This window comes from Sphingobacterium sp. Ag1 (assembly GCF_000988325.1).
Classification (GTDB): Bacteria; Bacteroidota; Bacteroidia; order Sphingobacteriales; family Sphingobacteriaceae; genus Sphingobacterium.
Map to the genome: position 1 here is coordinate 118,013 of NZ_LBGU01000041.1, position 16,130 is coordinate 134,142.

Annotated in this window: 14 protein-coding genes; 6 read left to right on the forward strand and 8 right to left on the reverse strand. The window is 41.0% G+C overall.

Translation table 11 applies throughout. From position 1 onward, the window contains the following. The first annotated feature begins 149 nt into the window (after window positions 1–149). The 5 genes from AAW12_RS15330 to AAW12_RS15350 all read left to right on the forward strand — a co-directional run bounded on the left by AAW12_RS15330 (window position 150) and on the right by AAW12_RS15350 (window position 4,566). A complete protein-coding gene (locus tag AAW12_RS15330) occupies window positions 150–956 on the forward strand; it encodes a hypothetical protein (protein ID WP_046674522.1) in 807 nt (268 codons plus the stop codon). A 15-nt stretch (window positions 957–971) separates the two neighbouring features. Further along, entirely contained in the window at window positions 972–2,129 is a 1,158-nt protein-coding gene (locus tag AAW12_RS15335; protein WP_046674523.1) for a 1-deoxy-D-xylulose-5-phosphate reductoisomerase, read from the forward strand. A 16-nt stretch (window positions 2,130–2,145) separates the two neighbouring features. Further along, window positions 2,146–3,471 carry an RIP metalloprotease RseP gene (gene rseP / locus AAW12_RS15340; protein WP_046674524.1) on the forward strand — a complete coding sequence of 442 codons (1,326 nt, stop codon included), beginning with the start codon at window positions 2,146–2,148 and terminating at the stop codon, window positions 3,469–3,471. 264 nt (window positions 3,472–3,735) lie between these two features. Beyond that, window positions 3,736–3,939 carry a YwbE family protein gene (locus AAW12_RS15345; RefSeq protein WP_046674525.1) on the forward strand — a complete coding sequence of 68 codons (204 nt, stop codon included), beginning with the start codon at window positions 3,736–3,738 and terminating at the stop codon, window positions 3,937–3,939. Between the two features lie 294 nt (window positions 3,940–4,233). Further along, window positions 4,234–4,566, forward strand: coding sequence for a response regulator (locus AAW12_RS15350; protein WP_197084054.1), 333 nt, complete (start codon window positions 4,234–4,236; stop codon window positions 4,564–4,566). Between the two features lie 32 nt (window positions 4,567–4,598). Here AAW12_RS15350 and AAW12_RS15355 read toward each other — a convergent pair whose 3' ends face one another. The 8 genes from AAW12_RS15355 to AAW12_RS15390 all read right to left on the reverse strand — a co-directional run bounded on the left by AAW12_RS15355 (window position 4,599) and on the right by AAW12_RS15390 (window position 14,482). Further along, window positions 4,599–4,811, reverse strand: coding sequence for a DUF6965 family protein (locus tag AAW12_RS15355; protein ID WP_046674682.1), 213 nt, complete (start codon window positions 4,809–4,811; stop codon window positions 4,599–4,601). A 25-nt stretch (window positions 4,812–4,836) separates the two neighbouring features. After that, a complete protein-coding gene (locus tag AAW12_RS15360; RefSeq protein WP_046674526.1) occupies window positions 4,837–6,303 on the reverse strand; it encodes an efflux transporter outer membrane subunit in 1,467 nt (488 codons plus the stop codon). Continuing rightward, window positions 6,303–9,455, reverse strand: a complete 3,153-nt coding sequence (locus AAW12_RS15365; RefSeq protein WP_046674683.1) for an efflux RND transporter permease subunit — start codon at window positions 9,453–9,455, stop codon at window positions 6,303–6,305. Before AAW12_RS15365 ends, AAW12_RS15360 begins: the two co-directional genes overlap by 1 nt. 77 nt (window positions 9,456–9,532) lie before the next feature. Then, window positions 9,533–10,696 carry an efflux RND transporter periplasmic adaptor subunit gene (locus tag AAW12_RS15370; RefSeq protein WP_231585279.1) on the reverse strand — a complete coding sequence of 388 codons (1,164 nt, stop codon included), beginning with the start codon at window positions 10,694–10,696 and terminating at the stop codon, window positions 9,533–9,535. Between the two features lie 245 nt (window positions 10,697–10,941). After that, entirely contained in the window at window positions 10,942–11,775 is an 834-nt protein-coding gene (locus AAW12_RS15375; protein ID WP_046674528.1) for an AMP nucleosidase, read from the reverse strand. A gap of 122 nt (window positions 11,776–11,897) precedes the next feature. Beyond that, window positions 11,898–13,148, reverse strand: coding sequence for an ATP-dependent Clp protease ATP-binding subunit ClpX (gene clpX / locus AAW12_RS15380; protein WP_046674529.1), 1,251 nt, complete (start codon window positions 13,146–13,148; stop codon window positions 11,898–11,900). 2 nt (window positions 13,149–13,150) lie between these two features. Continuing rightward, window positions 13,151–13,852: an ATP-dependent Clp endopeptidase proteolytic subunit ClpP gene (clpP, locus tag AAW12_RS15385; RefSeq protein WP_046674530.1), complete on the reverse strand. Its 702-nt coding sequence runs from the start codon at window positions 13,850–13,852 to the stop codon at window positions 13,151–13,153. A gap of 168 nt (window positions 13,853–14,020) precedes the next feature. Beyond that, the gene (locus tag AAW12_RS15390) at window positions 14,021–14,482 is read right to left on the reverse strand and encodes a type I restriction enzyme HsdR N-terminal domain-containing protein (protein ID WP_046674531.1); all 462 of its coding nucleotides are present in this window, start codon (window positions 14,480–14,482) and stop codon (window positions 14,021–14,023) included. A gap of 499 nt (window positions 14,483–14,981) precedes the next feature. On the opposite strand from AAW12_RS15390, the gene holA reads away from it, so the two are divergent. Next, window positions 14,982–15,989 carry a DNA polymerase III subunit delta gene (holA, locus tag AAW12_RS15395; protein WP_046674532.1) on the forward strand — a complete coding sequence of 336 codons (1,008 nt, stop codon included), beginning with the start codon at window positions 14,982–14,984 and terminating at the stop codon, window positions 15,987–15,989. The last annotated feature ends 141 nt before the right edge of the window (window positions 15,990–16,130 follow it).

The window sequence follows — 16,130 nt, forward strand, 5'->3', positions numbered from 1 at the left end:
TTTGCCTATTTTCATCTATCTGGGATCACAGATTTTCCTTTACCTCTCTTTTTATGTTAAATATGACAAAAAAAGTGATTTTTCTGGGTGTGTAAATTGTTGAAAATTAAAAAATATGGCATCTTTGTAGAAGTTTATTCAAAGAAAAAATGATTCAATTCCTAAAGGAAAGTACTTTTGCCGTTAACGAGGTTTTTAATAAGTCATTGGAGTTGCTGAAAAGGCATTATTTTTCAGTGGCCGGGCTTTGTTTTTTGCTGTTTGTGACCTCCGGTCTTTCCAATTATCTTGCAACTACCATCAGCGACTTCAATGTGGTATTGAGTGGTTTTATGGCTTTCTTTTTCATGGTGATGTATTTTGGATTGAACATGACTTTGTTTAAATATATTTTAAGTCTGATTGATGGTAACCAGGAAAAGAAGCTTGTCCAATGTATTCCGAGTACGAAAGAGCTTGCGTACTTTTTTGGCGCTATGTTGAGTATCATGGTGCTTTCTATAGCACTTCTGATGCTATTGGGCGCCATCTCTTTACCATTCCTTTACCTATTTGAAAACGGTGACAATCGAATGGAGCTAATGAGCAACTTTACGATGTTTGTTGTTTTTGTGGCGGCCATATTGACGTTCATCCTGATTATCCGAGTGGCATTTTATCCATTTTTTATTATTGATAAACATGCGGGGACATTGCGGTCATTACGCTTCAGTTTTGCGCTTACAAAAGGCAATGTATTCAAACTATTACTGATTTTGGCGGTATTTGCTTTTTTTCAGTTACTACAGATGTATTTTAATTATTTAGAATATTACATAATTTTTATTATTTTGAACCTCGTGAGTTCTTTCTTAGTGGTGCCTCTGGCTAGTGTGGTTGTTTCGGTCGCTTACCGATCCATGATGGCGGATTATCATGGGGGAGAGGACCCAAAGATTTTAAATAATATATTTTAATTAATAGCAAAGGTTTTGAGTAAAAAAGGAATTGCCATTTTAGGGGCAACGGGAAGTATAGGCACACAAGCCTTGGATGTGATAAGAGCCTTTCCTAATACGTTTGAAGCAATCGTTCTGACTTGCGGTAGCAATGCCACACTGTTGGTTCAGCAGGCCTTGGAGTTTAAGCCCAAAGCAGTTGTCGTAACAGATCCCCAGCAATATAATCAGGTACAGGATGCTTTAAAAGGACATGATATCGCTGTCCTTTTGGGTGAAGCCGGGCTGGTTGAAGTGGTGCAATTGGAAGAAGTCGATATCGTTCTGAATGCGATTGTTGGATCTGCGGGATTAAAACCTACTGTTAAAGCGATTCAATCCAAAAAAGATATTGCGCTGGCCAATAAAGAGACGCTGGTTGTCGCCGGTGAGCTAATTATGGCCTTAGTCAAAGAATATGGTGTACGCATGCTTCCTGTGGATTCAGAGCATTCGGCGATCTTTCAGTGTTTGACCGGTGAGGATCATAATCCAATTGAGAAAATATATGTGACGGCTTCCGGTGGACCTTTTCGTGGTAAAAAACGCGCCGATCTGCTACAAGTCACCAAAGCTGAAGCCTTGAAACATCCCAATTGGTCGATGGGTGCGAAAATTACGATTGACTCGGCATCCCTGATGAATAAAGGTTTGGAAGTCATTGAAGCGAAATGGCTTTTCAACCTCTCCATAAATCAGGTCGATGTAATCGTCCATCCCCAATCCATTGTGCATTCGCTGGTTCAGTTTCAGGATGGTTCCATGAAAGCCCAAATGGGGGTTCCTGACATGAAGTTGCCGATCCAGTATGCGCTGACCTACCCGGCACGTTTCGAAAACAATTTTGAACGTTTTAATTTTATGGACTATCCAACGCTCAGTTTTGAAAAAGCAGATATGGAAACTTTTCGGAATCTGGCATTGGCCTATGAGAGCCTCCGTGCCGGTGGAAATAGAAGCTGTATATTAAATGCAGCCAATGAAGTAGTTGTGGATGCCTTCTTGAAAGACCAAGTTGGTTTTTTGGAGATGAGTGATATCATTGAACAGACGTTAGATCAAGTAGAATTCATTGCCACACCGACGCTGGAGGATTATCTGGAGACGGATCGTGTGGCAAGATTAATAACACAGGAAATAATCAAAGATTAAATTTTAGAAAGCATACATGGGTGTTTTAATTATGGTCGGACAAGTGATTTTAGGCTTGTCAATTTTAATTGTTCTACATGAGTTAGGACATTTCTTAGCAGCACGTGCATTTGGTATCAAGGTAGAAAAGTTTTATCTGTTCTTTGATGCTTGGGGAGTGAAATTATTTAAATTCAATTATAAGGGCTGTGAATATGGTATTGGCTGGTTGCCGCTGGGTGGCTATGTGAAAATTGCCGGCATGATCGATGAATCGATGGATACGGAGCAATTGAAAGGTGAACCACAACCTTGGGAATTTAGATCTAAACCTGCCTGGCAACGTTTAATCGTCATGTTAGGTGGTATTATTGTCAATATTGTCGTCGGTGTGGTTGTTTTTTGGATGCTGACTTTTAAAATGGGCAATACAGACATCAAAATGGATCAGCTGGTAAACGGTATTGTGCCCGGGTCCATTGGTGAATCTATTGGTTTGAAAGCTGGGGATAAGGTGATTTCAATAGACGGTCACCATATCGAAAATTACTCCGAGCTGATCAGTTCTAAGGTATTGATGGGCGGAGTCACGCTTGCCGTTGAACGCGCTGGTGCGATAACAGATATCAAAGTGCCAGCAGATTTACTAAACACGCTTTCCGACAAAAAAGGCGAGAAGTTTATTGAGCCACGTGTTAAAACGACCAGTGTTGCTGAAGTAGCTCCCGGTTCGGTGGCAAGTAAAATGGGATTTGTGAAAGGCGATAGCATTATTGCTGTGAACGAGACGCTGGTTCCTTTCTTCGATCAATTTAAGGCGCAAATAAAAGCGAACAGCAATAAAACGGTTGCGATTAAAGTTTTACGCAAAGGGGCCGAAGTTTCCTTGCAAGGAATTGTTCCTGCAGATGCCATGCTGGGAATAGGGATCAATCGTGATTATTCCATCAAATCGTTTACAACGCAATATACCTTGATGGAGGCGTTTCCGATCGGTGCAAAGAAAGCGTTTACAGTGATTACCGATAACGCCAAGGGATTTGGTAAAATTTTCAAAGGCGAAGTGCGTGCTGATAAAGCATTATCTGGCCCTATTGGCATTGCAACCTTGTTCGGCACGGAAGTGGACTGGATCCGTTTTTGGTCCTTAGTAGGGATGTTGTCAATGGCATTGGCCTTTATGAACCTATTGCCTATTCCAGCTTTGGATGGCGGTCACGTGTTGTTCTTGTTGGTTGAGATGATTCAAGGCAAGCCATTGAGTGAAAAATTCCTGGAAAAAGCACAAATGGTCGGTTTCTTCATTCTTTTGGCCTTAATGGTCTTTATATTCGGAAACGATATCTTTAAGTTATTTAAATAAGTCAAACGGTCGCCGGAAAATGCTGACGGTGACAATTTCTAAAAAAAAGCTAAAAGCCAACGATGGTCGGAATTTCTTCCGACCATTTTTTGTGATATGACTGTGCTAGCAGGAAAAGGTCTTTACATTTGATTTGTAACATTTATCTATGCAATAGCCTGCATTCACTTCAATATGCTTTTTCCAGCATTCAGGATGAAGGTCTTTCCAACAATAAATGATTATTTATATTGCATTTAAAAAACTATTTATCTAAGTTTGACCATGGATGGAAGAAATAGAGCAGATGTAAAGCCAGGTATGTTGGTGAATATAATCTTAAAAAAGGACCAGCGTACGGGAAATCTAACAGAAGGCATTGTGAAGGACCTGCTAACATCATCCTCTTATCATTCGAGGGGGATTAAAGTCAGGTTGACGGACGGTCAGGTCGGAAGAGTGGCCGAAATTATTGAAGATGATTTTTAGGAGATATTCAACGGGTCTTCGTTTCTCTTTACCAAGTCTTTTCTAACGCTTTTGACGCGAAAAGATTGCTACCTATGATGTTCTTATTGTATAAATCAAACTAAAAGTTTGTTGGATTGTTAATATTGGACATTTTGAAATAAAATTTGTATAATAACATAATTATTGCTAACTTTTTTCTGTATTTTTTATTTTATTACATATTTATATAATATTGTTTTTATAATTACTAAATGACAGCTTATTCAAATGGATACCAAAGATAGATGTACGATTGTCTACGCAGATGATGCGATGATTCATCATGTGTTGATGCGAGCGATGGCTCAATCACATTTATTGGATTTGGTTTATTGTGCATCCAATGGGAGGGAGTTGATCGACTACCTCCATGAAAACGAGCATGAGCTTCCTGAGATATGTATATTAGACCTGCATATGCCTGTATTAAACGGAATAGAAACAGCAAAAATTGTGAGAGAAAGATTTCCCTCGATCAGAATATTTGGGTTGACATCAAGTAGTGATGAAAATGAGCGCATGGAATTGCGAGACGCTGGGGCAGAAGAGATCTTTTCGAAAGAGCAGATGCCTTTATTAATGAAACAACTTGCGCCCAGCCTATAGAACGTATAAATAAAGAAGAAGCCTAACAGATGTTAGGCTTCTTCTTTTGCTTCTAGGGCATCCTTGAATTTCAGCAGTCTAATCCAAGATGGACATTTGCTTAAATCTTTTTTCCATAAGCTCACATGGATGAAGCTTGTGCTCAAGAAACGCTGTACGTCGAAAACTTGCATATCTTGCTGTATTTCCAGCGTTTCAGGCAAGTCTTTGGATTGAAAATAGTGTTGTAATTCTTCTAGAGTCATACCACAAAAATAAAGTTTTAAATCCTTATCTCCAACCTCCACCGAGCGCACGATACAGATCTACAAAGGCATCTAAATGCTGTTGTCGTAATTCGACGAGATCCAGGTCGCTGTTTAGGGCATTACTTTGCGCTGTAATAACCTCTAAATAGGTGGCAAACCCACTTTTAAAGAGTAAACCTGCATTTTTAACCGCCAGGTGCGCATTTTCGACCCTTTCTTTAGCCAGAGCTAATTGTTCACGTTGCTTATCCACGGTGACCACGGCATTAGAGACTTCGGCGACAGCCTCGATGACTTTTTGTTGCAGTTGGATTTCGGCTTTATCACGTTCCAATTTGGCTACCTCATACTGTGTTTTCAATGTCCTGTTTTTGAAAATAGGCGTTGTTAAATTGCCTGTTATTCCGCCGAGCAATGCGCCGGGGATATTGAACCAATTTTTAGGGAGCATACTATTTACACCCAATACGCCGCCCACGGTCAATGACGGATAACGCATAGCCTGTTGGATATTTGCATTCGCACTGGCTGCCATCAGTTGAAATTCCGATGACCGGATATCAGGTCTATTACGCAGGATCTCGATCGGAGAGCCCAGGGAGATGTCTTTGCTCTCCGCGAAGAGATGCTCGTAAGAAGTTCCTCTTTTGATGCTGTCGGGTAATTTTCCCGTCAGTGTCTGCAGCGCATTTTCCTGGATGACAATCTCCTTTTCGATCTCGGGAACGAGGGAGGCTGCCAATAGGCGTTGGGATTGCGTTTGTTGGATCGCCAAGGCCGTGATTTCACCGGCTTCATATTGGAGCTTGATCATGCGGAGGGTGCTATCGTTTAATTGGACGTTCCGTTTGGCAACTTCAATTTTGGCATCGAGCATCAGGAGATTGAAATACCCTTTTGCCACGGCTGTGATGATCGAGGTCTGTATGGCATTTTTTGCCTCTTGTGTGTCCAAATACTCAGCTAAGAGTTGCTCTTGTTTGCTTCCTATTTTCTTCCAGATATCGACTTCCCAGCTAAAGTTAATATCGGAGCCAAACATAGACTGATAGACGAACATATTTTGAGGAGCTTGTTCACCCTTGTGATCGTAGTATTTGCTGAGTGGGCCGCTGCCAAAGTCCTTCGATCGCCAAGTACGGTTTCCATTGGCAATTGTCGCATTTACACTGGGCAGATAATTGGCTTTGTTCTGCGCTAATACCCTGTTTGAAATTTGAAGGTTGAGTAAAGCGGTCTTCATTTCAAAATTATTGGCCAGGGCCGAATCAATCAATAGTTTTAATGTGGGATCGTGAAAGAAGGATTTCCAATGGATAAGGCCCATGCTGGAAGTATCCCCAAAGTAATCCAATGTATCGCCACGAAAGTTTTCCGGAAGTTTGAACTTGGGCTGCACATAATCTTTGCCGATCTTACAAGCATTCATTAGGCCTAAGAGCCCCACGATGATAGCTATACCCGAAAGGTATTTTTTTATATTTTTCATTATTCTTCCTCTTCTTTAGCTAGTTTATCATGTATTTTTTCATCCAGATTTTTGAATACGACAAAGAGTACCGGGATGATAAAGATGCCGAATGCTACACCAAACAGCATGCCGCCGGCGGCGCTGAAACTGATCGAATGGTTACCGATCGCCGAAGGGCCGACCGTCCACATCAAGGGGACCAGTCCTGCAACAAAAGCCAGGCTGGTCATCAAGATTGGCCTTAACCTAAGTTTTGAACCGCTAATGGCTGCTTCGACAATGCTCTTACCGTTTTTGCGCTCCTGGACAGCGAACTCCACGATCAGAATCGCATTTTTGGCCAAGAGGCCAATGAGCATAATGAGTCCGACTTGCACATAAATATTGTTTTGAAGTCCCACAAGGTTGATCACGGCAAAAACGCCGATCAGGCCAACTGGTATGGACAGTAGTACTGCCCAAGGGAGGATATAGCTTTCGTATTGGGCCGAAAGCAGGAAGTAGACGAATAGGATACTAAGCGCAAAAATCAAGATCGTCTGTGAACCGGACTGACTTTCTTCATAGCTCATGCCCGTCCATTCAAAACCGTAATTACCCGGAAGTTTATTGTCGGCCAATTTTTGGATAGCCTGCATGGCATCATCGGTACTATAGCCTTCCGCAGGTGTAATATTAACCGCTATCGCGTTGTACAGATTGTAGCGTGTAATAGTTTCCGGACCCACCGTCTTTTCTAAAGTTAATATGGTGTTAATAGGAACCATTTCGCCTTTACTATTCCGCACAAAAATAGAATTGAAGGATTCGGGATCCTTCCGGAAGTCGAAATCCGATTGGACATAAACGCGGTATTGGCGACCAAACCGGTTAAAATCACTCGCCTGTACACGTGCAAAATAAGACCGTATTGTGGACATAAGATCTTTGATTTCGACGCCCAGCGATTTTGCCTTTACGGCATCGATATTTACTTCATATTGAGGGAAGTTTGATTTAAAGCTTGTGTAGGCGCTGCGAATTTCAGGCAGCGTATTGAGCTGGTTAATAAAGGTATCTGCAATGGTGTTGAAATCCCGAATGTCACCACCCATCCGATCCTGAAGAACCATTTCAATGCCCGCAAAGTCTCCAAAACCCTGTACGGTAGGTCGGGGGAACACCGTAAACGCTGCTTCATTGATCTGGGACAGATCATGCCTGATGGTATCCATAAACGTATTAATGTTTTTGATGTGCTCGCGTTTGGCATGTGGTTTTAAGGTAATATAACCCGCAGCGAAGGCGGGGCTGGAGCTTCCGTCCAAGGCGTTAAAACCAGAGACTGTTGTCATGCCATTGATATCCTTTCTTTTCTTTAAAATACTATCGGCACGATGAAGAACCTCAGTTGTCCGGCTCAATGAAGCGCCGGGAGGGAGGGCAATGTTATATGTAATAAAGCCATCATCTTCGGTCGGAATAAAACTTTTGGGTGTTTTAATCATAAACACAATGCCAAGTGCTGTAATTAAAATTAAGCCTGCCCAGGCTATTTTTTTATTCTTGATCAGTATTTCTACAAGAGCGACATAACGGGCGGTCAGCCGATCAAAAGATGTATTGAATGCTTTAAAGAAACGATCTTTAAATTGATTGATTTTGCTGCTTTTTGGATTGGTATCATGCTGTGGGGCTTTCAGGAGTAGCGCACATAAGGCTGGACTTAAAGTCAAGGCATTGAGAGCTGAAATCAGAATCGCTGTTGCCAAGGTATAGGCAAATTGTCGATAGAAAATACCTGCTGGCCCTTCCATAAATCCTACAGGCAAAAATACAGCAGCCATGACCATGGTTATTGACAGGATAGCTCCCGTAATCTCGGACATCGTTGACAATGTCGCGGCCCTGGGTTTCATTCCTGTACAGTGCATTTTTTCATGGATAGCTTCGACGACGACAATGGCGTCATCCACCACGATTCCAATCGCCAGTACCAGAGCAAACATCGTGAGGACATTGAGCGAAAATCCAAAAAGCTGTAGAAAAAAGAAGGTTCCCACCAAGGAAACAGGGATTGCAATTGCCGGAATCAGGGTGGATCTAAAATCTTGCAGAAAGATAAAGACAATAATAAATACTAGGATAAAGGCCTCAAAAAGGGTGTGCTCCACTTGGTTAATCGATTCGTCGATCTGATCACGTACAGAATAGGTCACCTCATAGTGTAGGCCTTTTGGAAATGTTTTTGATTGTTCTTCAAGAACCTTTCTGACGGCAATGTCGATATCATGGGCATTGGAACCACTGGTCTGAGTTAAGTTGAGTGTAAGACCGGGATGCCCATTTACCTTGTTGTCGCTGCTTAAATTTGTAGCACCGAATTCTACCCGGGCCACATCTTTTAAATAGAGCACTGAACCGTCGGTGTTGGTTTTGATCACAATACTCTGGAATTCCTCCGGTGTGGTGAAACGCCCTTTGTGACGGATCACTGTTTCGAAAGCTTCATCCGAGGTTTCTCCAAATTTACCGGGGGCAATCTCAAAGTTTTGATCTTTTATAGCATTCATAACATCTTGTGGAACGAGGTTATAAAGGGCTAGCTTTTCGGGATTTAACCAAAGGCGCATGGCATAATCTCTGGCCCCCAAACGGGACACCTGAGCTACGCCATCGACACGCAGTAAAGGACGCATGAGGTTGATCTGTGCATAGGCTTGCAGAAAGGTTTCGTCGTAGGCACTATCCTGATGATCGGAGTAGAGATTAATGGTCATGATGACACCGGTTTGCCGTGGCATGACAGTGATCCCGGCTTCGTTGACTTCGGCGGGAATGGAGCTGATCGCTTTGGAAATACGTGTTTGTACGTTGACAGAGGCAATATCAGGATTGGTACCTGTCTTAAAGTACACCGACACACTTCCTGATCCTGAATTGGAGGCAGACGACTTGATATAGGTCATATCCTCCACACCATTGATGGCTTCTTCGATAGGTAGTAAAACGCTTTTTGCTACGGTTTCGGCATTAGCTCCCGGATAACTTAGTGAAACAAGCACACTGGGTGGAGCAATTTCTGGAAAGCGCGAGACAGGCAGGAGTTTTAGCCCCACTAAGCCTAAGATAACCAGGATAATGGAAACCACCGTGGCTAATACAGGCCTATTTATAAATGTTTTTAGCATATACATAGAATTTTAAACACGCTACTTTTGGCGCACAGCATGCCTGGCACCGGGTAGTATGCAAAAATGATCGATAATTATTTCTGTAAAATCGGAGTTACTGGAGAACCGTCGGTCAATTTGTCAAATCCACTGGTAATAACGCGATCGTTTTCCTTGAGGCCTGAATAGACGATATAGTTATTTTTACTTTTTCCCGAAAGCTGGATATTTCGTTTTTGCGCCTTATTGTTTTGGTCCAGTATATAGACAAAGGTTTTATCCTGCAATTCATTGACGGCAATCTGCGGGATTTGAAGAACATCTTTTTTTACTTCGGCAATCTTAAGGGTGCCGCTGCTTCCAGATCGAAGAATATTGTCGTGGTTTTGAAATGTCGCACGCAAGGAGATTGCTCCCGTTGTCCGGTTAATTTGGCCATTGACGGCATCAACCACACCTTTTTTTGCATATTCTTCGCCATCCGCGAGCACCAAAGTCACTTCTGGAAAGATAAGCTTTTGATTCTGGTTATACTTTTTCCCTTCGATACTATCTTTTTTGGCCTGTGCCTTGGAAAAATAAAGAAAATCTGATTCATTCATGGAGAAATACACATACACTTCCTGGATGTCCGAAAGATAGGTGAGGGGCTCTTTATCGCCCTTTGATACCAAGTTTCCGATACGCTTTGGGATGCGGCCAATATAACCGCTTACGGGAGCCGTAATAACTGTGAAGTCTTTACTGATCTGCGCCGAACGTACGGCTGCGATGGCCTGGTCCAGCGTTGCTTTGGCGACTTGATAATCTGATTTTGCCGAAGCCAGCCTGACATCCGAAATGACTTCGTTTTGAACCAGTGGTTTCAAGCGGTCGACTTCAAGCTGCGCATTTTTTAGTTTGGCCTTGGCAACCTGCTCCGTAGCGACCATATTATTGAGATTTTCCTGATAAGTAGAAGGGTCTACCTTGAATAGCTTTTGGCCTTTTTGAACAAAAGAACCCTCATCGACATAAATTTCCTGAAGCAGTCCTTCAACCTGCGGGCGCACTTCTACGTTGACTTTACCTTCTATGGTTCCTAAATAGTCCTTGATGGTGGTTGCATCTGATTTAGTGACCGTATAGACTGGCAAGGCTACATTTTTTTCATTGGTTTTATTTTCTTTTGAAGAACTTGAAGAACAACTTACCTGCGTGGCTAAGGCTGAACAAATCAATACGGATACTTTAAAAATAGATAATGTTTTTTTCTTCACAATGCTTGATTAATTTTTACGATATATGTGTTGAGTAATATGAATATTACAATATAAACGACAAATCGTTTAATTATTGTGAAGATTAACATTTGTTAACATCCCGATTAATAGTTAATCGCTGTTCAATTATTAATCAAAAATAATGTTTAATAGTTGTAATTACCTGTGAGAGAATTGCTTATCGCGTAGGGATACATCATATTTTCGCTGTAAAGGAAAATATGATGTGTTTTTTAGGGTGTTTAGAATTTAAGGTGCTTCACGGTCAATCCGTTATTGATAAGCTGTTTTAAGGCATCAATACCTATACTGATATGTGCCTCTACATATTTTGCGGTAACAGTGACGTCACTGACTGAGGTTTTAACACCTTCTGGAATCATCGGCTGGTCTGAAACCAACAACAATGCGCCTGTTGGGATTTTATTAGCAAATCCAACGCTGAATATCGTTGCTGTTTCCATATCCACGCACATGGCACGGATTGATTTCAAATACTTTTTGAAAGCTTTGTCATGTTCCCAGACCCGTCTATTGGTGGTGTATACCGTTCCGGTCCAGTAATCCCGTTGGTGGTCCCGAATTGTGGTGGATATAGCCTTTTGCATGGCGAAGGCTGGTAATGAAGGTACTTCGGGTGGAAAGTAGTCGTTGGATGTTCCCTCACCGCGGATAGCGGCAATTGGTAGAATTAATTCGCCAACAGGAATCTTCTTCTTAATCCCACCGGTTTTTCCCAAAAACAGCACTGCTTTAGGAGCAATAGCTGCCAAAAGATCCATAATAGTGGCAGCCATAGGACTTCCCATGCCAAAATTGATAATGGTGATTCCTCCGGCCGTTACAGATTGCATGGGTTTATCTTCGCCATAGATGGGCGCATTATCATGCATTTCAGAAAAAAGGTGGATATATTTTGAAAAGTTCGTTAAAAGGATATATTCTCCAAACTCTTCCAAAGGTCTTCCCGTATAACGGGGAAGCCAGTTGTTCACGATTTCTTCTTTGGTTTTTAAACCGGGTGTGATCGGACTATTTACGGTATTCTTTGCACTTTTCTTTGTTGTCATAGTCATTAAATTTAATTTCTTGAATCTCTTATCTTCCTGTCAACATTCCGTTATGGCTATGTTATTATTGTAATATAAGATTTTTAATTCTTTTAAAAAAAAATCCCGTTCAGCGAACGGGATTTTTTTTAAGCGACTTTAAGCTTTTTCAAATCGGACTTTTCGAATTTTTTCTTCGCATAGTCCAAGGTGATTTCCAATGCTTTCTGTCCCGTTTGCTCTTTTGTTGACGGAATCTCAAACATGGCATCCAGCATAATGGCTTCGCAGATGCTGCGCAGGCCTCGGGCCCCCAGTTTGAATTCGTCAGCTTTGTCTACAATAAAGGTATATACTTCCGGATCAAATTTTAAGTCGATACCTTCGTATTCAAACAATTTCTTATATTGTTTTACCAACGCATTTTTTGGTTCAGTCAATATGCTCAGTAATGTTTCCTTATCCAATGGATTGAGGTAAGTCAATACTGGAAGACGGCCAATCAATTCGGGGATTAAACCAAAGTTCTTTAAGTCCTGAGGTGTAATATACTTGTACAGATTGTTCAAGTCAATTTCCTCTTCGTCTTCGTTCATTTTATAACCTACTGTTTGCGTACGCAAACGGTTTGCAATTTTCTTTTGAATACCGTCAAATGCACCACCACAGATAAATAGAATATTACTTGTATTGACTGCGATCATTTTTTGATCGGGATGTTTACGGCCGCCTTGTGGTGGAACGTTTACAACTGTACCTTCGAGAATCTTCAATAACGCCTGCTGCACACCTTCACCTGATACATCTCTGGTAATGGAAGGATTGTCGCTTTTACGTGCGATTTTGTCAATCTCATCGATATAGATGATACCACGTTCGGCCGAAGCAACATCATAATCTGCTGCTTGCAGTAAACGCGTCAATATACTTTCGACGTCTTCCCCTACATAACCTGCTTCTGTTAATACCGTTGCATCCACAATACAGAAAGGTACATTGAGTATCTTGGCGACAGTTTTTGCCAGCAAGGTCTTACCAGTACCTGTTTCACCTACGATAATCAAATTGGATTTTTCGATTTCAATCTCATCTTTATCCACTTTCTGATTTAAACGTTTATAGTGATTATAAACGGCTACAGAAATTACTTTTTTTGCATCATCTTGACCGATTACATATTGGTCCAAGTGAGTTTTGATCTCCAAAGGACGGATCAACTTTAAAGCTGTCTGTAAGGTTTTGCTTTTTCGTTGTTTTAATTCTTCTGCCAAGATCTCGCCTGCTTGCTGAATACAACGGTCACAGATGTGTGCACCGTTGCCAGCAATAAGCATCTGGGCTTCATTTTTGCTTATGCCACAAAACGAACAATGAATGTCTCTATCGTTATTCTTTGCCATTGTTATTTAATAATCTCCTTCTTAGGAAGTAAAATCTCGTCAATCATACCGAATTCTTTGGCTTCGTTGGCCCGCATCCAGTAGTCGCGATCGGAAGATTTTTCTACCCATTCGTAAGTTTGTCCAGAGTGATCTGAAATAATGGTGTATAATTCTTCTTTTAATTTCATCATCTCACGTAAGTTGATTTCCATATCGGCTGCGACTCCTTGAGCGCCACCAGAAGGTTGGTGAATCATGACGCGCGAGTGACGTAAGGCTGCACGTTTACCTTTTGCACCAGCAACTAAAAGAACAGCCCCCATAGATGCTGCAATGCCGGTACAGATGGTTGCTACATCTGGCGTGATGTACTGCATGGTATCGTAAATTCCTAATCCAGCATACACGCTTCCACCTGGTGAATTGATGTAGATCTGGATATCACGTTGTGCATCGGTAGACTGTAAGAACAGGAGCTGTGCCTGAATAATGTTGGCTACCTGATCATCAATACCGCTGCCTAAAAATATGATGCGGTCCATCATCAAACGTGAAAATACATCCATCTGAGCAACGTTCAATTGACGTTCTTCGACGATGTAAGGTGTAAGGTTTGTCGGAATGCTAGTCTCTGTACGTGCAATGAAGCTATCAACATGTTGACTTCCAATACGGTGATGCTTTACTGCATATTTTCTGAATTCGTTTTTATCTATATTCATCTTTTTATTTTTTCTATTCTGTAGGACTAATATAAAACTATATTTTAAAAATCAAATAAATTGAAAAGATGTTTTACATCTACTTTACATTTTTTCGGTGCTCCCCGTTTAAGACTTATGGGAGACTGAATCTCCGGATTAATTTTTATCTATTTCATGCATAGCTCCTTAGTCAATTTCATTGTAGTTGGGAAGGTCTTCCAAAAATTCGTAAGACTCCCTGTTAAAATCAATTTTACAATAGTAATGATTCATGCCGTTGCTCACTAACAAGTAAGGTATGCGGTGAACCGTGTTATAATTTGCAATTTGCTCAAATACTTGTTGGGTAATTTTTACGTGTGGCGCTTTAAATTCAGCTAAAACGACCTTATGCCCGCTGCTGTTGTAAATCAACAAATCACTTCGTTTCTGCAGGTTATTTAATTTCAAACCACCTTCGATATGCATCAGTGCCTTGGGGTAATTTTTCATGAGCGACAAATAGTTGATCCAATGCTGTCTAACCCATTCTTCCGGCGTTAACACCAGGTCCTTTTTTCTGAGCTCATCAAAGATGTAAATCGCATTATTCTTTTTGGATATTTTAGCTTGATACGGTGGTAAGTTCAGTGGAGTCGGTGAAAACATACACAAATATACTAAATTTTTAGCAAAAGAAATACATTCATCAGGCATGAAATATGGTGTTTTTTTGCTGACGAAGATGATTTTTTGTAAAAAAACTCAGGTCTGCTTTTATGGCAGTATTGCTTGACCAGAATTGTGGAACTTGTGGTGCTAAATGTTCATGGCTTTAAACCAATAGCTTAAAGTGGTGGCAGTAGATGAATCAATTATAAAAGCGTTAATTCGGCAGAGTTACTCGTTTAAATTGCCATTAAAATCGTAATTTTGCTTCCTATAAAATGTCCATAGTCGAACTAGATACACCATGTGAAGATGCAATAACATGGGACATTTTAGACTGTAGCAGATTGTTTGGATGCGGGAAAGTAATGGGGCAACCGATCTGCAGTGAAAAAATAAATAAATAGACCGGGTACTCCATAGCAACTTTAGACAAGTTGCCGCGTGTAAAGAGCTTAATTGGGCCCAGTGAAAATAAATACTATCGATAGTTTTACATATGAACATCAATCCGATCTTATCCGATATTAAGAACAGGTCTTTTAAACCAGTGTATTTATTGCAAGGTGAGGAGAGTTATTTCATTGATACCATTGCTGATGCGTTGGAGACGACCGTACTGAACGAAGCACAGAAGGGCTTTGATCAATCGATTTTCTACGGAAAAGATATTGATATGTCTACCGTTGTCAATGCCGCAAAACGGTATCCCATGTTGAGCGATTATCAGGTGATTATCATCAAGGAAGCACAGGAGCTGAAATGGAAATCGGATACAGAAGAACTGCTGACGAAATACCTGGAGCATCTTACACCGACCACCATTCTTGTGTTTTGTTTTAAACATGGAAAATTTGATAAACGCAAAAAGATCTATAAAGTTTTTGAAAAAAAAGGCTTAGTCGTCGATGCGGCCAAACTATATGACGATAAAGTGGGCCCTTGGATCGGCACATATGTAAAAGATGCGGGTTGGCGCATTCATCCGCAAGCTGCGGTGATGATTGCGGACTATCTTGGTAACGATCTATCAAAAGTGGCCAATGAACTTGATAAGCTGATGCTTAATGTTCCAAAGAGCCAAGAAATAAGCATGGAAGATGTTGAACGGAATATTGGTATTTCCAAAGATTATAATGTTTTTGAATTAAATACTGCATTGGCTAAACGCAATGCCCTAAAAGCGTATCAGATCGTCGATTATTTTGTGGCCAATCCCAAAAATAATCCACTGGTGATGGTTATTGGACAAATTGCTACCTACTTCACGAAGATTCTCAAATACCATTATCTAATCGACAAATCGGTTGCGGCAAAAGAATTGGGGGTACATCCATTCTTCCTGAAAGAATATGAGCTTGCCGCACGAAATTACAATAGACGGAAAACTTTCGATGTGCTCCATGTGTTGAAGGAGACCGACTTGAAATCCAAAGGTGTGAATGTGCCGAGCAATTTTAATAGTGAAGAGATTTTAAAAGAAATGATCTACCGGATCCTTAACTAATCCCATCCAATATAGCGCAGCAAGCCCATCCAACATTGGCGAAATAAATGCCATCTGAAATAGCGAACACCAGAAATGGTGTTTTTTTTTACACAAATTTAATAATTAAACACTTGTTTAAATTAAACGTTTGTTTAACTT